Annotated in this window: 32 protein-coding genes; 4 read left to right on the forward strand and 28 right to left on the reverse strand. The window is 48.5% G+C overall.

What is annotated here, in order from left to right:
• The first annotated feature begins 20 nt into the window (after window positions 1-20).
• Window positions 21-1217, forward strand: coding sequence for an outer membrane protein transport protein (locus V4534_07680; protein ID MES2504741.1), 1197 nt, complete (start codon window positions 21-23; stop codon window positions 1215-1217).
• Window positions 1210-1827 carry a (d)CMP kinase gene (gene cmk / locus V4534_07685; GenBank protein MES2504742.1) on the forward strand — a complete coding sequence of 206 codons (618 nt, stop codon included), beginning with the start codon at window positions 1210-1212 and terminating at the stop codon, window positions 1825-1827. Before V4534_07680 ends, cmk begins: the two co-directional genes overlap by 8 nt.
• Here cmk and V4534_07690 read toward each other — a convergent pair.
• The 5 genes from V4534_07690 to V4534_07710 form a co-directional block, all read right to left on the reverse strand.
• Window positions 1820-2470, reverse strand: a complete 651-nt coding sequence (locus V4534_07690; protein ID MES2504743.1) for a CoA transferase subunit B — start codon at window positions 2468-2470, stop codon at window positions 1820-1822. The two genes, cmk and V4534_07690, sit on opposite strands and share 8 nt — an antisense overlap.
• Window positions 2430-3179 carry a CoA transferase subunit A gene (locus tag V4534_07695; protein ID MES2504744.1) on the reverse strand — a complete coding sequence of 250 codons (750 nt, stop codon included), beginning with the start codon at window positions 3177-3179 and terminating at the stop codon, window positions 2430-2432. The genes V4534_07690 and V4534_07695 overlap by 41 nt, the downstream gene beginning before the upstream one ends.
• A gap of 40 nt (window positions 3180-3219) precedes the next feature.
• The gene (locus tag V4534_07700; GenBank protein ID MES2504745.1) at window positions 3220-4356 is read right to left on the reverse strand and encodes an acyl-CoA dehydrogenase family protein; all 1137 of its coding nucleotides are present in this window, start codon (window positions 4354-4356) and stop codon (window positions 3220-3222) included.
• Between the two features lie 13 nt (window positions 4357-4369).
• A complete protein-coding gene (locus V4534_07705; GenBank protein MES2504746.1) occupies window positions 4370-4732 on the reverse strand; it encodes a hypothetical protein in 363 nt (120 codons plus the stop codon).
• Window positions 4733-4796: 64 nt separating this feature from the next.
• Entirely contained in the window at window positions 4797-5558 is a 762-nt protein-coding gene (locus V4534_07710) for a protocatechuate 3,4-dioxygenase (GenBank protein MES2504747.1), read from the reverse strand.
• Between the two features lie 35 nt (window positions 5559-5593).
• Here V4534_07710 and V4534_07715 point away from each other — a divergent pair, with 35 nt between their 5' ends.
• Window positions 5594-7078, forward strand: coding sequence for an FAD-dependent oxidoreductase (locus V4534_07715; protein ID MES2504748.1), 1485 nt, complete (start codon window positions 5594-5596; stop codon window positions 7076-7078).
• A gap of 108 nt (window positions 7079-7186) precedes the next feature.
• On the opposite strand, the gene tnpA is transcribed toward V4534_07715, so the two are convergent.
• Window positions 7187-7609, reverse strand: a complete 423-nt coding sequence (gene tnpA, locus V4534_07720) for an IS200/IS605 family transposase (GenBank protein ID MES2504749.1) — start codon at window positions 7607-7609, stop codon at window positions 7187-7189.
• A 185-nt stretch (window positions 7610-7794) separates the two neighbouring features.
• Here tnpA and V4534_07725 point away from each other — a divergent pair, with 185 nt between their 5' ends.
• Window positions 7795-8400: a DNA-3-methyladenine glycosylase gene (locus V4534_07725; protein MES2504750.1), complete on the forward strand. Its 606-nt coding sequence runs from the start codon at window positions 7795-7797 to the stop codon at window positions 8398-8400.
• Window positions 8401-9390: 990 nt separating this feature from the next.
• Here the strand turns inward: V4534_07725 and V4534_07730 are convergent.
• The 22 genes from V4534_07730 to tuf form a co-directional block, all read right to left on the reverse strand.
• A complete protein-coding gene (locus V4534_07730) occupies window positions 9391-10524 on the reverse strand; it encodes an ATP-binding protein (GenBank protein ID MES2504751.1) in 1134 nt (377 codons plus the stop codon).
• A 312-nt stretch (window positions 10525-10836) separates the two neighbouring features.
• Complete coding sequence (locus tag V4534_07735; GenBank protein MES2504752.1) at window positions 10837-11340, reverse strand: hypothetical protein; 504 nt, start codon at window positions 11338-11340, stop codon at window positions 10837-10839.
• A 3218-nt stretch (window positions 11341-14558) separates the two neighbouring features.
• Window positions 14559-15053: a 50S ribosomal protein L15 gene (gene rplO, locus V4534_07740; protein ID MES2504753.1), complete on the reverse strand. Its 495-nt coding sequence runs from the start codon at window positions 15051-15053 to the stop codon at window positions 14559-14561.
• The gene (gene rpmD / locus V4534_07745; GenBank protein MES2504754.1) at window positions 15054-15281 is read right to left on the reverse strand and encodes a 50S ribosomal protein L30; all 228 of its coding nucleotides are present in this window, start codon (window positions 15279-15281) and stop codon (window positions 15054-15056) included.
• On the reverse strand, window positions 15278-15763 hold the full coding sequence (gene rpsE, locus V4534_07750) for a 30S ribosomal protein S5 (GenBank protein MES2504755.1): 486 nt from the start codon (window positions 15761-15763) through the stop codon (window positions 15278-15280). The genes rpmD and rpsE overlap by 4 nt, the downstream gene beginning before the upstream one ends.
• A 24-nt stretch (window positions 15764-15787) precedes the next feature.
• A complete protein-coding gene (gene rplR, locus V4534_07755; protein ID MES2504756.1) occupies window positions 15788-16177 on the reverse strand; it encodes a 50S ribosomal protein L18 in 390 nt (129 codons plus the stop codon).
• Between the two features lies 1 nt (window position 16178).
• Entirely contained in the window at window positions 16179-16721 is a 543-nt protein-coding gene (gene rplF, locus V4534_07760; protein MES2504757.1) for a 50S ribosomal protein L6, read from the reverse strand.
• A gap of 7 nt (window positions 16722-16728) precedes the next feature.
• On the reverse strand, window positions 16729-17112 hold the full coding sequence (gene rpsH, locus V4534_07765; protein ID MES2504758.1) for a 30S ribosomal protein S8: 384 nt from the start codon (window positions 17110-17112) through the stop codon (window positions 16729-16731).
• 8 nt (window positions 17113-17120) lie between these two features.
• Window positions 17121-17657, reverse strand: coding sequence for a 50S ribosomal protein L5 (gene rplE, locus V4534_07770; protein MES2504759.1), 537 nt, complete (start codon window positions 17655-17657; stop codon window positions 17121-17123).
• A gap of 5 nt (window positions 17658-17662) precedes the next feature.
• Window positions 17663-17914, reverse strand: a complete 252-nt coding sequence (gene rplX, locus V4534_07775) for a 50S ribosomal protein L24 (GenBank protein MES2504760.1) — start codon at window positions 17912-17914, stop codon at window positions 17663-17665.
• Window positions 17914-18282: a 50S ribosomal protein L14 gene (rplN, locus tag V4534_07780; GenBank protein MES2504761.1), complete on the reverse strand. Its 369-nt coding sequence runs from the start codon at window positions 18280-18282 to the stop codon at window positions 17914-17916. Before rplN ends, rplX begins: the two co-directional genes overlap by 1 nt.
• Window position 18283: 1 nt before the next feature.
• On the reverse strand, window positions 18284-18538 hold the full coding sequence (rpsQ, locus tag V4534_07785; protein MES2504762.1) for a 30S ribosomal protein S17: 255 nt from the start codon (window positions 18536-18538) through the stop codon (window positions 18284-18286).
• Window positions 18531-18698, reverse strand: a complete 168-nt coding sequence (rpmC, locus tag V4534_07790) for a 50S ribosomal protein L29 (GenBank protein ID MES2504763.1) — start codon at window positions 18696-18698, stop codon at window positions 18531-18533. Before rpmC ends, rpsQ begins: the two co-directional genes overlap by 8 nt.
• Before the next feature lie 10 nt (window positions 18699-18708).
• Complete coding sequence (gene rplP, locus V4534_07795; protein ID MES2504764.1) at window positions 18709-19125, reverse strand: 50S ribosomal protein L16; 417 nt, start codon at window positions 19123-19125, stop codon at window positions 18709-18711.
• A gap of 12 nt (window positions 19126-19137) precedes the next feature.
• On the reverse strand, window positions 19138-19776 hold the full coding sequence (rpsC, locus tag V4534_07800) for a 30S ribosomal protein S3 (GenBank protein MES2504765.1): 639 nt from the start codon (window positions 19774-19776) through the stop codon (window positions 19138-19140).
• A gap of 2 nt (window positions 19777-19778) precedes the next feature.
• Window positions 19779-20171, reverse strand: coding sequence for a 50S ribosomal protein L22 (gene rplV, locus V4534_07805; GenBank protein ID MES2504766.1), 393 nt, complete (start codon window positions 20169-20171; stop codon window positions 19779-19781).
• Window positions 20172-20173: 2 nt separating this feature from the next.
• Window positions 20174-20452, reverse strand: coding sequence for a 30S ribosomal protein S19 (gene rpsS / locus V4534_07810; protein MES2504767.1), 279 nt, complete (start codon window positions 20450-20452; stop codon window positions 20174-20176).
• Between the two features lie 2 nt (window positions 20453-20454).
• The gene (gene rplB, locus V4534_07815; GenBank protein MES2504768.1) at window positions 20455-21276 is read right to left on the reverse strand and encodes a 50S ribosomal protein L2; all 822 of its coding nucleotides are present in this window, start codon (window positions 21274-21276) and stop codon (window positions 20455-20457) included.
• A gap of 72 nt (window positions 21277-21348) precedes the next feature.
• Window positions 21349-21678, reverse strand: coding sequence for a 50S ribosomal protein L23 (gene rplW / locus V4534_07820; protein MES2504769.1), 330 nt, complete (start codon window positions 21676-21678; stop codon window positions 21349-21351).
• Entirely contained in the window at window positions 21675-22292 is a 618-nt protein-coding gene (gene rplD, locus V4534_07825) for a 50S ribosomal protein L4 (protein MES2504770.1), read from the reverse strand. Before rplD ends, rplW begins: the two co-directional genes overlap by 4 nt.
• Before the next feature lie 12 nt (window positions 22293-22304).
• Window positions 22305-22613 carry a 30S ribosomal protein S10 gene (gene rpsJ, locus V4534_07830; GenBank protein ID MES2504771.1) on the reverse strand — a complete coding sequence of 103 codons (309 nt, stop codon included), beginning with the start codon at window positions 22611-22613 and terminating at the stop codon, window positions 22305-22307.
• 3 nt (window positions 22614-22616) lie between these two features.
• The coding region (gene tuf, locus V4534_07835) for an elongation factor Tu (protein MES2504772.1) at window positions 22617-22774 on the reverse strand (158 nt) is incomplete at its 5' end.

Here is a 22774-nt window from a genome sequence, read left to right on the forward strand (position 1 = left end):
TTTCCCCACAAGGTTTTTTCATGAATCGTATTATCCTTGCCCTCGCCCTTTCTTTTGCTTGCATCAGCGTTGCGGGTCCTATTGAAGATACCTTCGGGGTTGGCGCACGCAACAAGGCGCTTGGTGGTGCTGGCGTTAGCATCGCTGAGGATTACACAGCGACGTTTTATAATCCGTCTTTGCTGGCTTTGTGTCGCGGTAGTCGGTTGTCACTCGGTTACGACTATGTGCATACAAGTCTAGGCGGTGGCGCAGACGCTGCAGAGCAGCTGGACAACTATAATTCTATCAACTTAGGATTTTGCCTGAAGCCCCTAAACCAACTGGGTATCGGTGTGTACAGCAACTTTAGCATGGGGCCGATCGAGTTTAGCGCTAGCACTCTCAATACGAATCCCACCTATATTATGTATGCTGGGGACTTAAAAGCATTCTCCATGATGATGGGGGGTGGTTACTCGCCCTTTAGGCAGCTGACTGTGGGTGCGGCTATGAGCATGGCCACAGGCGTGTATCTTGGTTCTGAAATGGACGTGAGACCCGGGCAAGATCCGGCTGTGATCGCCAAGTTTCCAGCTCAAATAACGCCGATTGTCGGAGCGATTGTCGGTGCGACGTATATACCGATGCCTGAGCTGCATTTATCTCTCGTTTATAGATCAGTAACTTTCGGAAAAATCAATATTGCGGCTAAAGCGAAAGGTAATGGCACCACCTATGCTGATGCCCTGATCGAAGGCTTCTTATCTTATTCGCCCCACCAAATTGCCTTTGGAAGCTCCTATTTGCTGAATGATAGTTGGCTATTTACAGGGGACGCCACTTATTATTTTTGGTCTAAGTACCAAGGACCGTTTCTACAAATCCGCACTTCCCCGACATCACCTAGCTTCCCGGACTTTTCCATCGCTGGGGTGGAAAATCCAAATTTTTCGGACGTCATCGTTCTACGCGGTGGTGTTGAGTACCGGATGTTGGAAGGCCTAAAAATCAGAGGCGGCTACTCATTTAGACCGACGCCAGCACCGGCTCCGTCCCGTCAGGCTAAATTGCTAGATTCATCCACGCACCGCATCACCAGTGGTATTGGTTATGAGTTCCAGCTGTATCAAAATATCTTTTTGACTGCTGACGCGTTCTTTAATGTGGACATCATGCAAGACGGCCGGGGTAGCGCATTAAATACAGGCCTGTTATTAGGCGCGGAGTATGACTGATATAATCGCTATCGATGGGCCTGCTGGTTCGGGGAAAAGTTCTGTTGCTAAAGCCATTGCTCACAAGCTTGGCTTTTTGCATGTGGATACGGGTGCTATTTATCGAAGCCTGGCTTATGCCGCCATTCATAAAGGCGTGTCCTTAAGCGATGCCAAGGCTTTGGGCGAGTTAGCGCTGGCTTTGGATGAGATTAACCCTTCGTCAGAGATACGCACTGAAATCATTGGTCAGGCGGCTTCTAAGGTTAGCCAGTATCCGGAGGTTCGAAATAACTTGCTCGAGCTGCAGCGTAAGTTTGGCTTGCAGTCGAAAACCGGCGCGGTGCTTGAAGGCCGGGATATTGGCACGGTGGTTTTTCCCGATGCTAAGTATAAGTTCTTTGTGACAGCAACCAGTGAAGAGCGGGCGCAAAGACGCTTTTTGGAACTTGAATCCCGGGGCTTAAAGCCGGTCTACGATGACGTGCTGGTTGAGCTGAAAGAACGCGATGAGCGAGACCAGTCTAGGGCGGTTGCTCCGTTGGTGCCGGCGAAAGATGCGAAGGTTGTGGATACGACCGGCAAAAGTTTAGATGAAGTGGTGGATGAAATCGCAGCGATGATTATCTAATCGTGGTGAACTCGGCGGCAGTTTTGGATTTTACTTCATCCAGACTCACGCCGGGCATTAACTCTATTAGCTTCATGCCTATGCCGCGCTCGATTTCAAACACGCACAGCTCCGTCACAATCATATCCACGCACGCCTTCCCCGTTAACGGCAAATCACACTGCTTTAGAATCTTCGACTCGCCATTCTTACTCGTGTGCTCCATCGCGACAATCACGCGCTTGGCTCCAGCCACCAAATCCATCGCCCCGCCCATGCCTTTCACCATTTTACCGGGGATCATCCAATTCGCAATATCGCCTGTCATGGACACTTGCATCGCGCCCAGCACGGTCAGATCCACATGACCGCCCCGAATCATTGCAAATGAATCAGCTGACGAAAAATAGGACGCACCCGGCAAAGCCGTTACCGTTTGTTTGCCAGCGTTGACCAGGTCCGGATCTTCTTCGCCTTCATAAGGAAAAGGCCCCATCCCGAGCAAACCGTTTTCGCTTTGAAAATAAATATCCATGCCATCAGGCACGTAATTTGCCACCAACGTCGGCATGCCAATGCCCAGGTTCACCACATAGCCATCTTGAAGCTCGCGCGCGATGCGTTTAGCGATGTCTGATCGTGCGGTGCTCAATCCATTTGTCATAATGCGTCCCTACGATAATGCGGTTGATATAGATGCCGGGTACATGCACGCAGTCTGGATCTAGCTGGCCTAAATCAACTAATTCTTCGACTTCCACGATGGTGGTTTTAGCTGCCGCGCACATCATGGGGTTGAAGTTTCTGGCAGTCTTCCGGAATATCAAATTGCCAAACGGGTCGGCTTTGTAGGCTTTAATCAGGGCGAAATCGGCTTTTAGAGCAGTCTCTAGCAAATATTCACGGCCGTCGAAAATCCGGGTTTCTTTGTTTTTCGCAACTTCAGTGCCTACGCCGGTTGGTGTGTAAAAGGCCGGGATGCCAGCACCGCCGATGCGAATGCGTTCGGCGAGGGTTCCCTGCGGGACCAGGTCCACTTCGATTTCACCGGCGATTAATTGCCTCTCGAACTCAGAGTTTTCACCGACATAGCTGGCGGTGATTCTGCTGACTTGTTTATTCTGCAGCAGGACGCCTAGGCCTTTGTCCGTGGTGCCGCAGTTGTTGCTGATTAGGTGAATATCTTTGATGCCGGAGTCGGCTAGCGCCTTGATCAGATTCTCGGGGTTGCCGCATAGCCCGAAGCCTCCGGCCATGATGATGCAGCCATTGTTAATATCAGCGATGGCTGAAGCGGCTGAGGGGCGGATTTTCTTGGACCTCACCCCCAGCCCCTCTCCAGCAACTGGAGAGGGGGGGAAAGCCGCTTTCAAGTCCCTCTCCACAGTGTGGAGAGGGATTTAGGGTGAGGTCTCATGCAAACAACTCTCGGGTCATGATGACGCGTTGGATTTGGCTGGTGCCTTCGTAGATTTGCAAGACTTTGGCGTCACGCATGAGTTTTTCTACGGGGTACTCCTTGTTAAAACCGTTGCCGCCGAATACCTGGACGGCGTCCGTGGAGATTTTCATGGCCATGTCTGCGCAGAAACGTTTGGCGTAGGCGGCTTGAAGCGTGTTGCTTTGGCCTTTATCTAGGCGGCTGGCAGCGTTCCAGGCCAAAAAGCGACCTGCTTCGATATCGGTTGCCATGTCGGCGATCATGAAGCTGATGCCTTGATGGTGCCACAATAATTTTCCGAAAGCTTTGCGTTCTTTGGCGTAAGCGATGGCGTACTCCATGGCGGCTCTAGCAAGACCGACACCGGCAGCGCCAACTAAGGGTCTGGTATGGTCGAAGGCCATCATGGCGATTTTGAAGCCATCGCCTTCTCGGCCCAGCAGATTTTCAGCTGGGACTTCAACGTTTTCGAATATCACCGACCGGGTGTCGGAAGCCGACTGCCCCATGTTGCGTTCTTTTTTACCCACCGAAACGCCAGGTAAATCTCTTGGAACGATAAAAGCGCTCATGCCTTTATGACCGGCGTCTTTGTCGGTCTTAGCGAGCACAAAGTACCAGCGCGCATGGCCAGCGCCCGTGATCCAAATTTTTTGTCCGTTGAGTACGTATTTATCGCCTTTTTTAACGGCCGTGCTTTGAATGCCAGCAACGTCTGACCCTGCTGCTGCTTCGGTCACAGCGTAGGCGCAAATGTGATGCTCAGTTGCAAACGGCGACAACCACTTCTTTTTTTGCTCGTCAGTGCCAGCGATAATCACCGGGACTTGGCCCAGCGAGTTAGCGGTCACTGCAGTAGTAATACCCATGCAACCCCAGGCGAGTTCTTCTTCGATGATGCTGCCGTCTAAGGCACCAAGGCCCATACCACCGCAAGATTCAGGGACATGAATGCTGACGAGGCCTAACTCAAATGCCTTTTTTAAAATGTCGTCTGGCCATTCGCCTGTCTCATCATAATGAGCTGCTTTGGGGCGCATTTCATGCAAGGCAAATTCACGCGCTAGGCTCTGAAGCTGTTTTTGATCGTCGCTGAGTTCAAAATCAATCATGGGTGCTTCCTTAACTCTTCTTTGGAACCAACACAACATTGGTGTGATTAAAGCCAAGCAAATCAGGACGCGCTGGGCCGCTCAGGCTGGTGAGTTGAACGCGCAAAGTCTTTCGAACTATAGACTCGCATGAATCAAGCTCACGGGTAACATCCATGATTTGTGCGTCACAAATATTGATCAAACCCATGTTGGGTGTTTTAGACAACACGCATTCCAAGATATTCATTTGAAAGCGATGCTCCACACAGCCGCCAACATATTGGACTTCGACTTCCAACATGTCAGTGTTAGCGTTATAACTTGTCTGAATAACTTCAACAGCGAAACAAAAGTTTGAAAGAACAAGTGCTAAAACAATAAACGCTTTCATGATGACCTCTTAAAATGAGGTTTCGGCTTATTACGCCGAAAGTTGTGTTTTTGGATGTCTTTTTTTATAGATCAGACTCTGCTGTCTTTTCCAGGTACAAATCAAACAGCCCCGCTGGTGAGTCAAATCTCGGATGCGGCAGAAATTTAACAATCAATTGATCTCTATCTTCCTGAGACAACTCGCGCAGCAAATGATCAGCCTCGTTGAGTTTATCCAAATCGAGCCCAGTTACTGGCTTGCCATTAAACTGAGCCAGTTCCTGGATGCCAAAAGTCTTGCCGTTAAAATAGAGCTGCGTCACCAAGACGTGATGCCCTCGGTGCGTTACCTTAAAATGAATATGCGATGGCCTAACCCAGTCGCCTTCAGCAGGATAAGGCCCAGGAACAATGGTCTTAAACAAATAGCCACCGTCAGCATCGGTTATGGTGCTGGCGTAGTATTGAAAGTTTGGGTCTCTCGGCGCTGGATTTGAATCCGCCGGATGATTATAACTTCCAGCCTGGCACGCTTGCCAAATTTCAACCACGGCGCCAACCACAGGCTGACTCTGCGTGTCAAACACTCGGCCGTTGACATAAATCTTAACGCCTTTAGCTTCCACGCGATCAACGTGTGTCAAATCTGGATCCGTTTCTTCTGGAAATCTCACGGGGAAGAATGGTCCCAAAATCTGCGCAGGCGTCGGCGCATGATCCAGAGGCCTAGCTCTGCCAGCCCCTCGCCCCATAGAATGCGAATGATGCCACAAGTGATCCGGGATTTGCACCGCCTGCAGTGAAACGGCAAATACCGTGAATCCAAGAATTTTTGTAACTTTCATATGCCTAAAAACGTCAGAATCGATATAGGTATTCCATGACTCAGTTTTCACACGATGTGATTATCATTGGCGGGGGCATCAACGGCACCGGCATTGCACGAGATTGCGCGCTTCGGGGCATCAAAACTCTATTAATAGAAAAGCACGATTTCGCCTTTGGCGCCTCCGGCAACAACACCGGCATGATACACGGGGGCATTCGCTATCTGCGATACGACGTCGGCACCACCAAATCCAGCTGCACCGACTCAGGCTATATTCAGAAAATTGCCAGCCATCTGCTGCACCGCGTTCCCTTTTTGTTCCCCGTCATGAAAACCGACTTCGGCGGCAGCTTTCTATTAGAAGGCGCCGAAATATTCTTCGAAGCCTACGACCGATTCCAACCGCTCAAAAACGGCAAAAAACACACACGCCTAACCAAGGACGAGGCACTAGCCTTAGAGCCAGGCCTATCCGAACACATCATTGGCGCGGTCACCCTGGACGAGTGGGCCGTGGATTCCTATCGTCTCAACGTTGAAAACGCGGTCGATGCCAAACTCATGGGTGCTGAGGTTCGAAACTACTGCGAATTCACCAACTTTATCTTAGATGCAAAAGGCCAAATCGCCGGGGTAGAGTTTTATGACCATTTGGGCAAAAAGCACGAACAACACGAAGCAAAATACACAATAAACGCCACCGGCGCCTGGGGCGCGTCTATCTCCACCAAAACCCAGATGCCCTACCGGCTCAGACCAGGCAAAGGCATCCACGTGGTCTACCCACACCGCATTTCCAACTATGGCCTCATCATGAAAGCCATCGATGGCAGGCAAATGTTTTTTCTACCCCACGGCAGAAACACCATCATCGGCACCACCGACGATGACTTCTATGGCAATCTTGACGCTCCGCCTATTTTAGACGAAGAAGTCCGCTACGTCATCGAAGCCGCCAGATCCGTGTTCCCCAGCATCGAGCAATACACCCCACACCGCTCCTACGTCGGTGTTAGACCGACCCTCTACGAATGGGGCAAAAACGAAGATGCCCTCACCCGGGAACATCTAATCCTAGACCATCAAAACAACCTATTCTCCATCATGGGTGGCAAACTCGCCTCCTACCGTGAATTATCCGAAGAAGTGACCGACCAAATCGCCAGCAAATTAGGCATCAAAACCCCCTGCGAAACCCACATCCGCCCCTTGCCAGGCTTCCACCCCGCGCCTGCCACCGAAGAAGTGTGTCTCTGCGAAGGCGTCTCCAAAGAAAAACTGCAATACAGCATTCAACATGAAATCTGCGGCCGCCTGAGCGATCTCAAAGGCCGCACCCATCTGGGAAGAGGCGCCTGCGGCGGTGCGCACTGCCTACCGAGAGCGGCGCAAATCTTTGCAAGCGAGAAGAACTTGTCTTGCCAACAGCAAACGTTGGAACTCGGGTTGATGCAAGAAATGTGTGCGCAAGAAAGAAGCTCGGTCGTAACTGGCGCAAATCTGGCTAGAGAAGAGCTAAGACATCATCTAGCGTAACCCTCTCCGTTATGCGGCGGGTCACCCGGTCCCACGGCAGTCCTACGGGCCTGGTGTGACCGGGCTGCTGGCAAGTTCGACGCCTGCGGCGCCTCTCGCGATCACCGTCTAGCCGTTTGAGCGGGCGATGCGATCAAATTCGTTTTGGAATGAAACCTTTTGATGATGGGCTTCTTGGTTTCGAATATATTGCCTAACCCGTTCTACTTGCGATTCGCTCACGGAGAATGCGCCATAGCCTGACTGCCAGCAAAATGATTCCAATTCCAATCTTTGACCTTTTAGCCACTTGGCGGTCGTACTTTTTAAAACTTCGACAAGTTTAGCAATCGATAACGTTTTAGGAAGTGTCAAAAGAATATGAACATGGTCACAAACCCCGCCTATCTCATAGACCTTAGACCCGGATTTGCGGGCCAGTGCAGCCAAACGCTGATAACATTCTCCCCGAATATCCGGAGTTAACCAAGGCACCCTTTCTTTCGTGCCAAACACCAAATGCACCTTAATCGAAGCCAGCGAATCAGACATACAACCGTATACCCGCCACCTGAAAAATTTGGCGACCTTCCAAAAGGCGCCGCAGGCGTCGCATTTGCCAGCAGCCCGGCCACGCCAGGCCCGGAGGGCTGCCGCGGGGCCGGGTGGCCGGGCGGGTCGCCCGATCCGATGTTCGTACACATTGACAACAACCCCCCATATTATATATTTTATCCATGCTCCTACCCCAATCATTCTACGCCCGCGATGCCCTTCATGTCGCTCGCGATTTGATTGGCAAGTTAATCCAACACGAAGATATCACCCTCCGCATCACCGAAACCGAAGCCTACAGACACCCAGGCGACACAGCAAACCACTGCCGTTTCGGCAAAACCAAACGCAACGCCGTCATGTTCGGCCCGCCAGGATACGCGTACGTGTACCTATGTTACGGCCTGCACAACATGTTAAACTTCGTCACCAACCAGGAAGAAGAAGGCGCCGCGGTCTTAATTCGCTCGTGCGAGCCAGTCGAAGGCATGCCCACGATTCTGAAACGTCGCAAAAACATCAAAGGACCAGCACTTTTAACCGGCCCCGGTAAAGTGGCAGCTGCTTCAGGGCTCACCACCGCTAACACCTATGATTGTCTATTTGAACCGGGTGGATTAATGGTCTTAGACGCACCGTCTGTTTCCAATGTTCTGGCCGGCCCCAGGGTTGGCATTGAATATGCTTCCGAATCCGATCGCCTAGCTCCCTGGCGCTTCGCCCTGGCAGACAGCCCTTGGGTTTCCAGGCGTTCGCAGTTATCAGTTGCATTTAAAAAGCAATATTAACTAACATATTGGTAGAGGAAAAAAATGAAACTTATACCCATACTAGGCCTTATCTTGATATCAGCATGTTCAAGCTCAAAATCCGGCCGTCAAAATCCAGATCCTGGAACACCTTGTTCGTCGAATGCACCCTGCACCGGCGCTAACATTCAATGTATCAAAAGCTTCTGTCGAGATACCACTAAACTAACCCCCTGTAATGCAACAACTCCATGCGCCAGCGGTAGCACTTGCTCTTCAGCTACAGCCGGATATTGTACCGCCAGTGACGGCACAGCCTGTAGCAACAACACCAGTTGCGCTTCTTACTATTGCAACGATGGAAAATGCTTGAACAGCGCTGACGAACCTTGCAACCAAGACTCTGAATGCGGTTCAGAATTTTGCGTACAACAAAAATGCGTTGCAGAAGGCCCCGGCACAGCCAATCTAGGTTATAACAAAGTCTTAAACCAAAACCAAAGCTTAGTTGCAGGTAGGTTTTCACTAACAGTACAGAGCTCGGGTACTACTTGCTCCGTTGTACTTCTCATCGATGGCAAAAACCCGCAAACGCTCTCAACAGCCACTTCCGCTGCTTGTACCTCAAGTGTAAAACTAAGCATGCAGAATGACGATAACCTAGTATTTTATCCAAACGACACGCCAACCGCTCCTTGGGCTGCACACACAGGAGTTGGGGGTATCGCAACATCTCCACTGTACGCTCAGTTGAAAGTCGGCACCTCGCCGGCTTATTTGGGCAAACCAATACTCCAACTAGTCGGTCAAAATGATAACAAAGTATATTATGCTTGTGAACTTCCTGCATGCACCACAATCATTTGTACACCATTTCTACTCTGCCCGAGTGATGGCGCTTGTAATCCTAATATCAAACCCAATGCGGTACCGGCCTGCCTGGAAAACTCAATCTAGGGAGCCCGGGTGCACAATGACTTCTACCACCGAAGGCTGCAATTAAGGCAGCCAGGCAACCTGCGCCCAATGTCATCCTAGGCTTAAGCCTTGCAGCTTTTCTAAGAAATCATCGGCAGTTCTCACAGAAATACCCTTCTCCATTCTCTCGCGTTTGAGATTTAAAACTGCCTGAGTCGTGGGGAACCCATATTTGGAGTGAAAGTAAATGAGCTCCCTAGAAAGGGATTTGTCACCAGTCTTCACTTCTATAATCTGCTCAACTTTACCGCCGTTGCATATAGCGAAATCAACTTTCTGTTTTTCTTTGGTTCTTAGATAGTGAAGCGCATAAGGCTCAGCAGCATAGTCTGTCTTTAAAAGGGTGTACTTCAATAAAGAAACGGCAAACAAGTTTTCCAACTTCGCGCCAATATCCCCATCCACTAGCCCGACATCGAAGAAATAAATCTTAGGCTCTTTGAGCAAACTTCTAGCGATGTTGTTAGAAAACGGTGTTACGCGAAAAACTAAGTATAGCGCCTCGAATATACCTATGTATCGCTTAACAGTATTAACCGAGATCCCCACATCTTCAGCCAATGATACGTACGAAACAGCAGAACCCACACGTTTGCGTAGGAGCTCAAAAATAAGCTGCATGGCACGCAAATCATGCACATTCTCCATACTTAAGATTTCTTCACGAAAAAGGCTATCGACGTACTGAAGTCGCCATCTTTTGGCGTCAACTAAATCTGCTGCCAAATAGGGTTCAGGAAATCCACCTCGCTCTAAGAATCGATTAATGTCTGAATCGTGACCTACAGATACCAGTTCCGCCGGAGATAGAGGCAGCAAATGATGGAGATAATAACGACCCGCTAAAGAATCCCCCGCTTGCCGAAAGATATCGAGGCGGGCACTTCCTGTAACCAAAATCTTAAGATGCGGGTTTTTTGTATCAAAGACCCCTTTTAAGTAATTTTTCCATTTTGGCATTTTGTGAATCTCATCGAGAATCAACAAATCTGTTTTGGGAAGCCAGGCCTCTTGCTTGATGATATTTCGATCTTCCAAACGATCGTAATTTAAATAAACAGAGTTTTCAAAATGCGCACCGATTTCTTTCGCAAGGGTTGTTTTTCCTGCTTGCCTAGGGCCTGCTAGTAAAACGAGCTTCTTGCTTAGGTCTCTGATAATCGCTTGCTTTTGCTCACGTTCCATGTGACTATTTTGCAGAGTATTGCACAATAGTCAAGACTATAATGCATTCGGCTGCAAAATAGTCTATAGCCATCCATCAACCCTGGCATTAAATTGTTTCCCTAGATCGAGACTTCCAACCACCAAATCGCATACAATGATAGTAGGAGAAACAAACATGATTAAGATAATCGCAGCGGGCTGGATAATATTGCTCGCTTCCTGTAGTTCTACGCCAACCCCAACGCAACCCTCCCCATCGGGGCCCGCAACTACGGGTGGCAGTTGCACCCATAGCAGCCAATGTCCGACAGGCGTTTGCAACGTAACCTGTCAGCTGGCGGGTTTAGGCGGCCACTGCGTAGACACAACGGACTGCAAAAATGGACGCGTATGCGCTGCGGGGTATTGTAGAAACCCAGCCTTGCCAACCTGCGCAACCACCTGTACGGCTTCACAAGATGCTTGTTTCGACGGCAAATGTCTGACCAAGACTAATGGAACGTGCACCAGCGGTGCCAACTGCATTTCCAACAACTGCCAGAGCGGAAAATGCGCCTTAGCGAACGCTAATGAAAGTTGTTTGATCGATAAGGACTGCAGCACGCAGGTATGTACAAATGGAGCATGTGCAGTATCTGCGATAGGCGGTTTCTGCAATGTGGCTCTTGATTGCACTTCCAAAACCTGCTCAGCAACAGGTAAATGTATCGGCGCACCCGTCGGTGCTACCTGCACCAATAGCACAGACTGTATAACCCAACTATGTTCCGGCGGCCTCTGCACGATATCGACCCCTGCTAGCGGAAAATGCGTCTCTGACGCCAACTGCAGCACTAAATCATGCAACTGTTCGGGCTCTCAACCATGCGCAGCCGCAGGGACATGCAATAGTTCCCCAATAGGCAAATATTGTACCACAGTGAGCGACTGTTCGGATACGTCAGCCAGATGTTCAGGAAACGTATGCAGAGGGAGTACTCAAACGGCATGCACAGCCGCTAACGTGACAACGGTTTGCGGACCAAACGATTCATGCTTCGAAGGATATTGTCACGACACAACTAGCACTGCTTGCACGCAAGCTGCAAATTGCATCTCTGGCCAATGTAGCGGAACTCCCAATGTATGCCAGCCTTCTACAGGAACAGGCGGGTGTGTTACCCCAGCCGATTGCAGTGCAGGCAGAGGATGTGCCTCAAGTAAATGCCAACTCGCTACGGCAGGGCAAGCCTGCACAGTTGATAACGACTGCGTTTCCAACACATGCAACGGCGGTGTATGTCAAGGTACAACGGCAATCGGAAAAACTTGCGCAAGCAATACAGATTGCGCGAGTGGCTTATGTGCGAGCTCTGTTTGTGAGGGTACCGGAAATAGAACCTCGTTTCTAGGTGTTGGCAGCCAATTAACAGTGGGGCCAAGTACTGGTGGATACACAGTGGGCCAAGCGATAAACTCCCCTGACGGTCAGGCCACTTTCGGACCCTCCACTTGGCCCAACCTTAACAATGGCACTTGTAGTTTAGGAGGTAATCTGCCGAATAATTCAGGTTGGAATCTTGTCGAAGCAGAAAAAGCCAATTGCAACACAAGTCCAGTACTCACTATGCAAGCAGATGGAAATTTAGTTTACTATAGTAGTGCGACTCCAGGCTCCTCAGTGCTCTGGAGTACAAATACATCGGTACCAGGCAGTTATGTCCAAATGACTGCGAACTACCACTTTCAAGTTACAAACGGTACAAACGTTCAATACGACTGCAACATGGAAGGCTCGACCACAGGTAGCGGCGGCGACTGTGACAACTAAATAGCTTGGAACAAAAAAAGGCCCCGATGGGCCTTTTTTTAATTGCAAAGTTTGAGCTGCAGCTTATCTCACGTTCAAAGGCGCTGGATCTCGGCTCGATGACGCTTATCTTAGAGATGCGGCCAAATACTCACTGATTTCGGCATAAGGGATACCATTTTCCATTCTTTCCCGTTTGAGGTTCAAAACACCCTGCGTTGTGGGGAAGATGATTACAGTTGAACAATATTTAAATTTTAAGTGAACAGTTTGCTATTCTGATTTTAAGAGGTTCAAATGTTTAGGTTTATCTTGGGCACGGCTTTCTTGTTACTAATATCATGCTCTTCTAATGCACCAAATCCAAATGGCGGCTCTTCACCAGGCGATTCCTCCCTTAATGCTCCGGCGCCTAACACTACGGGTGGCTCGTGCACACATAGCAGCGCTTGTCCGACTGGAGTTTGCAATGTAACCTGCCGACAATCTGGATTTCTGCAAAAATGCATAGCATCTGGAGACTGTCTGGGTGGCCGTATATGCGCCGCAAAGCTATGCCGCGATGCAACCAAAAACCAAGCTTGCACTTCTAACGGAGACTGCGCTCCAAATAATTCATGCGTTGACGGCTTTTGCCTTTTAAATCAAGGGCAAGCGTGCTCTGCAAGTACAGCATGCCTGTCCGGCAGGTGCGTTAAAGGGATCTGCGCCCCTGCATTTGCAGGAGGAAGCTGCATACAGAGTAATGGCTCTGACTGCACCACTGGGATATGCCTTGTCAGCGGAGAGATCACCTCTGGCCTTTGTGCTCAAGCATCCGTAAAAGGCAGTTGTGGAAAAGACACGGACTGCATAACTGATCGATGTGTAACTACGTTGGGGAAAGGTAGTTGTGCACAATATCAGGTAAATCAAGGCCCATGTAAAACAGGACCAGACTGCACAACTAATATCTGCAATAATTCCAAGAATCTTTGTTCAATCGCTACTGCCACAAGCGGCAAATGCTTGATTCCAGGCGACTGTACAACCGGAAATTGTAATACGACCACTAATACTTGTGTACCTGCTGCCGAAGGGGGTCCCTGTTCAGCTACCACAGATTGCAGTGCGGATTTATCATGCATAGGTGCGACATCTTCAGCATTAGGAGTCTGTAGAAACAACAACCTAACTGCTTGCACAAACGGAACATGTATTACTAACAACACCTGCGTTTCAAGCGTTTGCTATGCCAATACCAACACTTCTTGTACAAGTCCAAGCCAGTGCATGTCGGGCAACTGCTCAACTACTTGTCAGGCTTCTGTAGGCGCAGGAAAGTGTTTTACATCTGCGGACTGCAGTGCACAACGGATCTGCACGACCTCCCAGTGCGCTCTCTCACCGGTCGGAGGACCTTGCTCAGATCCGAAAGACTGTACATCTAACACCTGTTCAAATAAAACATGTGTTGCAGCCCCTAACGGGAAAAATTGTGGTGCGAACGGCGACTGCACGAGTCAATTCTGCCTAAAAGGTGTGTGCACTGCTCACGGAAACCAAACATCCTATATGGTGCCTGGAGACTTCATACAAAACGATGGACAATACGATGGAAATAATTTTCACTACCTAACAGCATCCATCACAGCCCTTCTAGCACCCATGATGGACCTTAGCCTCACCCCCGGTGTCGGGTCGTGCTCATTCGTTTATTTTTCTACCCAAAACAATGTCCCCTATTATAACTATTTGGGCCCAAAATCAGGCCAACAACTTTGGCCATGTACCGCCTCAGAACTAACCATGCAAACAGATGGAAACTTAGTGGCATATAGCGTAAACGGACAAAAAACTCCAATATGGACGTCCAACACGTTTACAAACACAGCAAACTATATGATTTTTTCCTCTGACACCGACGACACCGCAAATATTAGCATCTATGAAGCAAGCACGAATAATCAGCTAAGCAACTGCACTCTTAAATCCATTAGTGGTAATGAAACAACCACACCTGAGGACGAATGTTTTTATAATAATGAATGACTATTTCGCTTAAATTCACAAAAAAGGCTCTTCGGAGCCTCTTTTTATTTTTCCCGAAGCGGATCTATCTCAGGGATGCCGCCAAATATTCGCTGATTTCGGCATAAGGGATATCTTGACAGTGGCCTCCTACAATAGACTTAAAGACTGTTGTGCTGGAATTCACATTTTGCTCCTCGCAATGACAAAAAGGCCCGGGCGGGCCTTTATTTATTCGCAGTGAGGAGCTTTATTAAGCTGCTGCTGCTTCGGTGGCTACTTGTAGCTGAGTTTTCAAAAGCTCAACCACGCCGCCTTTTTCTTGGATTTTGCTCATCGCGGTCGCTGATGCTGCATGAACTTTGAAGGTCAATGCTTTATCGAGCGCGCCATTGCCCAGTAGTTTGATCTTTGCTTTCATGTTTGGTGCCAAACCGACGGCAACCAAGCCAGCTAAATCAACCACTGCGCCTGCTTCGAAGTATTTACCAATGTTAGCCAGGTTAACTGGATGGTAAACAACTTTGAAAGGAGCGTTGGAGAAACCACGTTTTGGTACACGGCGCATGTATGGATTTTGTCCACCTTCGAATGCGATACGTACTTGGCCGGACTTACGAGCCTTTTGGCCTTTGTGTCCACGACCGGAAGTTTTACCATGACCAGAGCTTTCACCGCGGCCTAGGCGTTTACGATTCTTGGTAGCGCCGATAGGGGCGACCAAATTATGTAATCCTAAAAATTCCATTTACTTAACCCTCCTGGAACGAGCACCATTGAGCTCGATTTGGCCAGGACGCACTTCAATTTCAATCATGTGGTGGACTTTTTCAACCATGCCACGGATTGCAGGTGTATCGCGCAAGGTGCTTTCGTCACCGATGTGCTTTAGACCCAAGCCTTCCAAAACCAAACGCTGTGCTTTTGGTTTGCCAGCGTGGCCTCTTAATTGTTTTACCCAAATATGTGTACTCATAGAATTCCTCGGCGTTTTTCAATTTGTTCCGCCGTACGCAATGACATCAAGCCCTTCAAGGTCGCTTTCACCACGTTATGTGGATTGTTGCTACCCAAAGATTTAGTCAAAATATCGTGGACGCCTGCTGATTCCAAAACTGCCCGGACGGTAGCACCAGCGATAACGCCTGTACCCTCGGAAGCTGGACGCAACAGAACTTTACCGGCGCCAAAAACACCAGTGATAGGATGCGGAATGGTAGGACCCGCCAAAGAAACATGAACCACACTCTTGCGAGCTTGCTCAGTGCCTTTACGAATTGCTTCTGGCACTTCGCCAGCTTTACCCAGTCCAATGCCTACGCGGCCTTTACCGTCGCCAACAACGACTAGCGCGCTGAACGAAAACCGGCGACCACCCTTCACTACTTTGGCAACGCGTCCTACGTGAACGACGCGTTCAGGTAAGTCATTTTGATCGTCATGACCATGTTGAGCCATTTTCTCTCCCATCACTTCTATACTTTAAAAATTCAAACCAGCTTCACGAGCGCCTGTTGCCACGGCCGCAACGCGACCTCGGTAACGAAAACCATTACGGTCAAATACCGCTGTTTCAACGCCTTTGTCTTTCAAACGCTTGCCTAGCAAAACACCAACCATTGTGGCGGATGACATTTTCTTTTGGCCTTGGACATCGCTCTTTAGATCCTTGTCTACCGTACTGGCGCAGGCCAAGGTATTGCCGGTAGCGTCATCAATGGCTTGCACATAAATGTGTTTAGCACTTTTGAATACGCTGAGGCGCGGACAAGCAGCGCTTCCTTCGACCTTCTTACGAACACGGACCTTACGGCGTGCCAAAAGAGCGGCTTTTAGATTTCTTTTTCTCAAAGATTGAATCGTTGCTTTCATATTATTTACCTGCCGACTTCCCTTCTTTGCGCTTAATCACTTCGTCAGAGTATCGAATACCCTTTCCACGATAAGGCTCAGGTGGTCTAAAAGATCGAATCTTGGCTGCTGTTTCGCCCAAAACTTCTTTATTAATACTTTCTAATTTAATGGACGTTCGGTTTGCATCAGTGATTGCAGTTACCTCATCTGGCAACTTGAAAATCACAGGATGCGAAAAGCCGAGTGCCATGTGCAATTCTCTGCCTTTAGCTTCAGCTCTGTAACCAACGCCAGTAATGGCCAAGTCTCTCACGAAACCTTGGGTTACTCCGTGAACCATGTTGTTCACCAGCGTTCGAGACAAACCGTGCAAAGAGCGTGATTCGTTCGAATCATCTTTGCGGGTTACCAAAATTTGGGTGCCTTCTTGTTTAACCGAAACCATCGGATGTAGCTCGCGAGCAAGCTTACCCTTAGGGCCTTCGACTTTGACATGATGACCTGAAATCGTCACTTTGACTTTTTCAGGTACTTCAATCGGCTGATTTCCAATACGAGACATTTTACACCTACCAAACAGTACAGAGTACTTCGCCACCGATGCCTTGCTTTTTAGCATCGGCACCTGTCATTACGCCACGAGAAGTCGAAACGATTGCAACACCAAGACCACCTTGAACGGCTGGAATCTCGTCTTTGCCTGCGTAGACCCGAAGACCTGGCTTGCTGACGCGAGCCAATCCTTCGATCACTGGCAAGCCAGCTTCGTCATATTTCAACTTCACCACCAGGTCTTTGTCCTGGTTTGAAAAATCGTGAATAAAACCACGTTGTTTCATAATGCTCAACACACGCTCACCCATGCGAGAAGGAAGAACCTTCACATCGCTATGGCGAACCATCATTGCGTTTCGAATTCGAGCCAACAAATCACTAATCGGGTCTGTCATCATAATCTTAATTACTTCCTAAAGGGAACGCCCAAATGCTTGAGCAACGCCTTTCCTTGAGCATCTGTTTTCGCAGTTGTTACCAAGCTAATATTGAGGCCGCGGATCTTATCTACCTTATCGTAGTTAATTTCAGGAAACACAATATGCTCCTTCAATCCGACCGAACAATTACCTTGACCGTCAAACTTGCTGGAAAGACCTCTAAAGTCTCTCACGCGAGGCAGAGCGATGTTCACAAATCTATCCAAGAATTCCCACATGCGTTCACGTCTTAAAGTAACGGCAACACCAATTGGCAATCCTTGACGAAGTTTATAATTCGCAATGGATTTCTTTGCCTTGGTGATCATTACTTTTTGACCGGTGATAGCTTCGAGAGCATCTTTACCGTGGTCGATCGCTTTAGGATTTGCAACAGCTTCGCCAAGACCCATGTTGATCACGATTTTTGACAACCGTGGAATCTCCATAACGTTCTTGAGCTCAAGCTCTTTCATCAAAACAGAGACCAGCTCTTTATCGTAATATGTTTTTAACCGAGCCATCTGTTTTACGCTCCCTCAATCTTCGACATCAACATGACGTTCGAGATATGAATGCTTCCGAAATCATTAACAATTCCGCCTTCAGGCATTGCTTTGTTTTTCTGAGGCTTAATGTGTTTTTTGATTGGGAACACGTTCTCAATCTTCACGCGCAATTTCTTGCGATCGATCTCAAGTACTTTACCGACTTGACCCTTTTTGTCTTTAGAGCCGGTCATCACTTTGACCATATCGCCTTTTTTCAAACGAATTTTCATTAGAGCACCTCCGGTGCCAATGACACAATCTTCATAAAGTTTTTGCCACGCAATTCTCTGGCCACTGGACCAAAAATACGAGTGCCGATTGGTTCGTCGTCTTTATTAACGAGAACAGCCGCGCCTTTATCAAAACGGATATAGGTTCCATCTGGACGCAGGATTTCTTTAGCGACGCGAACCACAACCGCACGAACCACAGAGCCTTTTTTGACTTTCGAGGTTGGGCTTGCTTCTTTCACGCTGCCAACAAAAATATCGCCAATCGATGCATAACGTCTGTGAGAACCACCGAGCACCTTAATGCACATGATTTTCTTAGCGCCGCTATTATCTGCAACATCTAATACTGATTGGGTTTGAATCATTTTATGCCTCCACCTTTTGGATTACTTCCCGAAGGCGCCAACGTTTGCTCTTTGAAATTGGTGCGGATTCAACAATGGAAACCAAATCACCAATCTGACAAGCATTCATTTCATCGTGAGCATGGTAGCTATCATGACGTTTCAAGAATTTATGATATTTAGGATGCCGAACCGTACGAGTTACCTCAACCACAATGGTCTTAGCCATTTTGTTGCTGGTCACTAGACCTTGCATCACGCGCTTTCGCCTATCCATTTTTCTGCCTCTTCAATGTCAAAAGTCTCGCCAAGTCTTTGCGTGTCTTGCTTAGGGAAGCTGTATTAAGCAGCTTGCCATTCTTCAAATCAAAACGCATGTCTAAGAGCTGGCGTCTTAGTGCATCTTCTTCTTTTTTAAAATCTTCATTCGTGGTCATTTAAAAGCCCCTAAAGTTCCGTGGACGCCATAATAATTTTGGTGCCGAAAGGCAGCTTGGAAGCTGCTAATTCCATGGCGCGTTTGGCCACATCTTCGGTCACGCCTTCCATTTCGTATAAGATACGGCCTGGCTTAACCACGGCTACGTAACCTTCTACAGCGCCCTTTCCTTTACCCATTCGGACTTCAGCAGGCTTTTTAGTCACCGGCTTGTCAGGGAATACCCTGATCCAAACTTTTCCACCACGTTTGACGTGACGGGTCAAAGCAATACGAGCGGCTTCAATCTGACGTGCAGTAAGCCATCCGCGGCCGGTGCACAAAAGACCAACGTTTCCAAAAGCTAAGGTTGATCCACCTTTAGCATCGCCGCAGGTACGACCCTTGTGGCGCTTGCGATATTTCATTCTTGCTGGTGATAACATGACTTTTTATCCTTATTTCCGAACCGGCGGCAGAACTTCGCCTTTAAACAGCCAAACTTTGCAACCGATTTGCCCATAGGTCGTATGAGCTTCAGCAAAACCGTAATCAATATCAGCTCTCAAAGTATGCAACGGAACACGGCCTTCACGGTACCATTCGCGGCGAGACATTTCTGCTCCACCCAAACGACCGGAAACAGCAACTCTGATCCCCTTCACGCCAAACTTCTGCGCTGTTTGCATCACTTTCTTCATAGCGCGTCTGAAAGCAACTCGTCTTTCAAGTTGCTGTGCTACGTTTTCAGCGATCAACTGAGCATCGGCTTCTGGCTTGCGAACTTCAATGATGTTCAAAAAGACTTCACTTTTTGACTTCTTTTGCAGTTCATTTCTGAGCTGCTCAATTCCTACGCCTTTCTTGCCAATAATCAAGCCGGGTCTGGCAGCATGAACAGTGACTTTGCATTTGCTGGCTGCGCGTTCAATATCAATCTTGCTGATACCAGCCGATTTATATTGCTTAGCAACCATCTCACGCACGGTCATGTCTTCTTTAAGCCATGCTGCGTAGCCTGCTTCGCTGTACCATTTCGAGTCCCAGGTCTTGATAACACCCAGACGAAAACCAATTGGATTTACTTTCTGGCCCATACTTACTTACTATCCCTTGTAGATAGACGAATATCCACGTGAGTTGATTGCTTACGAATCGGAGTCGCACGACCTTGAGCACGAGGCATAAAGCGCTTCGTGATCGGACCTTTGTGGACCTGAATTTCTTCAACGATTAGGCTATCTGCATCAAAACCGCGCTCGACTGCATTTGCAGCAGCGGATTTAAGCAAGTCTCTCAATGGACCAGCTGCAAAACGAGCTTGAAACGCCAATGAAACATAGGCTTCACTGAGCGGCTTGCCTCTAACCAAATCACCAACCACGCGTGCCTTACGAGCACTGGTGCGCAGGTTCTTCAGGCTAGCGGTAGCGACTTCTAGCGCTCTCGCTTCCTTTCTTGCTAAAGCTTTTAAACGTTCTTTTGTTGCCATTGTTAAACCTTCTTAACCTTTTTATCCGTCGGATGCGTGACGAAATGACGGGTTGGAGCGAATTCGCCCAACTTGTGCCCGACCATGTTGTCTGTCACGAAAACTGGAATAAACTTTCTGCCGTTGTGAACCGCAAAAGTACGACCAATAAACTCGGGAGTCACGGTTGAGCGTCTGGACCATGTCTTAATCACTTGACGTGAGTTAACAGTTACTTCGCCAACCAGCTTCTTCCACAGATGTGCGTCCACAAAGGGACCTTTTTTGAGTGAGCGCGCCATTTTTATTTCCTACGCTTAATGATCATGTTGTTAGTACGTTTGTTGTTACGTGTACGATAACCCTTGGTTGGCTGACCCCATGGCGACACTGGATGTCGTCCACCGGAAGTCTTACCTTCACCACCACCATGTGGATGGTCAACAGGGTTCATCGATACCCCACGGTTATGCGGTCTGCAGCCTAACCAGCGTGCACGACCTGCTTTACCTAGGCGGATCAATTCGTGTTCAACGTTACCGACCTGGCCGATGGTTGCTGTGCAATCAACAAGCACTTGGCGGGACTCACCGGATGGCAAACGAACGTTGGCATACATGCCTTCACGTGCCATCAACTGAGCCACACCACCCGCAGAACGCACCATTTGAGCGCCCTTGCCTGGCCTAAGTTCAATCGCGTGGATCTGTGTACCGATTGGAATGTTTTTGAGAGGTAAGCAGTTTCCGGTCTTGATATCCGCCGTGGCACTTGCCTCGACTTTATCGCCAACCGTAAGACCGACTGGAGCTAAGATATAGCTCTTCACGCCGTCTGCATAATGAAGCAAGGCAAGTCTTGCGCTACGGTTTGGATCGTATTCGATCGCTGCTACCGTGGCAGGAACACCTATTTTGCCTCTATGAAATTCGATTTCACGGATTCTACGCTTGTGAGCGCCACCGCGGAAACGTACGTTAATACGTCCGGTTGCACCGTGACCGTGAATCCCACCTTTACCGCGAGTTAAGCGTTTTTCAGGCTTGGATTTGGTAATTTCTGAAAAATCAGGACCAGTTGTTAACCGACGAGCTGCACTCGTAGGTTTAAAATGTTTAATACCCACTATATATCCTTCTAGCCATAAGCGGCAGATCTAAAAAAAGACCCGCCTTGTCGGCCAAGAAACTTGTAATCTTTAAGCTGCTGCTGCCTGATCTTCAGGGATCTGCGGCTGCTGCCAAACTCCAAACACGTCTAAATCAGATCCAGCGGCGATCGTCAAGACGGCTTTCTTCCAATTTGCTGTCTTACCAGCTGATTTACCGACTCTTTTTGTTTTACCGCGGTAAACTGATGTATTCACGTTTGTGACCTGAACACCGAACAGCTTTTCTGCGGCAAATTTGATCTGCTTTTTGTTGGCTCTAGGCAATACTTCTAGCGTTACCTGACGCAAAGCGTCTTTCTGAATGCTAGCTTTTTCGCTCAAAACCGGTCTTCTTAAAATATCGAATTGTGTAATCATTGCATTCGCTCCTGCAAAGCCGTAACTGCTCGCTGAGTCATCGCCAAAACGGGATAGTGCAAGATGTCATACACATTCAAACCAGCTTCTTCGATGAACTTGGCTTTTTCCAAATTCTTCATGGAACGCTTGAGGTTAGGATTCGAAGAATCAACCACCAAAGATCGCTCTGCCGAAATCGCCTTCAAAGCAGATACTGCCACTTTGGTCTTAGGCTCCGAAATATCAAAATCTTGAACGATCTTGAACGAACCTTCTTTGACACGAGCGCTTAGTGCTACAGCCAAAGCTGCTCTACGCTTTGCCTTAGGCATTGCATAGGAGTAGTCTCTAGGCTTTGGAGCAAAAGCAACACCACCACCGATTTGGTGAGGGCTTTTCAGAGAGCCTTGACGCGCCATACCACGACCCTTTTGAGGGAATGGCTTTTTGGTCGTTCCATTAACTTCTGACTTAGTCAAAGCCGATTGGGTTCCAGCTCGCCTGCAAGCACGCTGCCAGTGAACCACTTCGGTCAACAAGTGCTTTCGAATGGTGACAGCAAAAATCTCAGGGTTGAGATCCATGCTTCCCACTTTCTCGTTCTTTAAGTTGACAATATCTACAGTAGGCATCTTATTTACTTCCTAACTCTTCAGTTCCACATCAACGCCAGCTGACAAATCTAACTTCATCAGGGCACTTAAGGTGTCTTGGGTTGGCCCCAAAATTTCAAGTACCCGCTTATGCGTACGCACTTCAAATTGCTCGCGCGACTTTTTGTCGATAAAAGGGCTTCGCAAAACCGTGTATCCCGTAATCTTTGTAGGAAGAGGAATAGGTCCAACGATTTTAGCGCCAGTACGACGTGCGGTCGCTACAATTTCATCGGCTGACTGATCAAGCAACTTATGATCGTAAGCCTTCAAACGGATTCGAATTTTATTGGCCGACATTTGTTACTCCAAAATCTCAGACACCACACCGGCGCCTACAGTATGACCACCTTCACGGATAGCAAAGCGTAGTTCTTTGTCCATCGCGATCGGCGTAATCAAATCTACAACGATGGTGACGTTATCACCTGGCATCACCATTTCTGAGCCTTCTGGCAAAG

The sequence above is a fragment of the Myxococcota bacterium genome (assembly GCA_040387835.1).
In the GTDB taxonomy this organism is placed as follows: Bacteria; Myxococcota; UBA727; order UBA727; family JABDBI01; genus JAZKCZ01.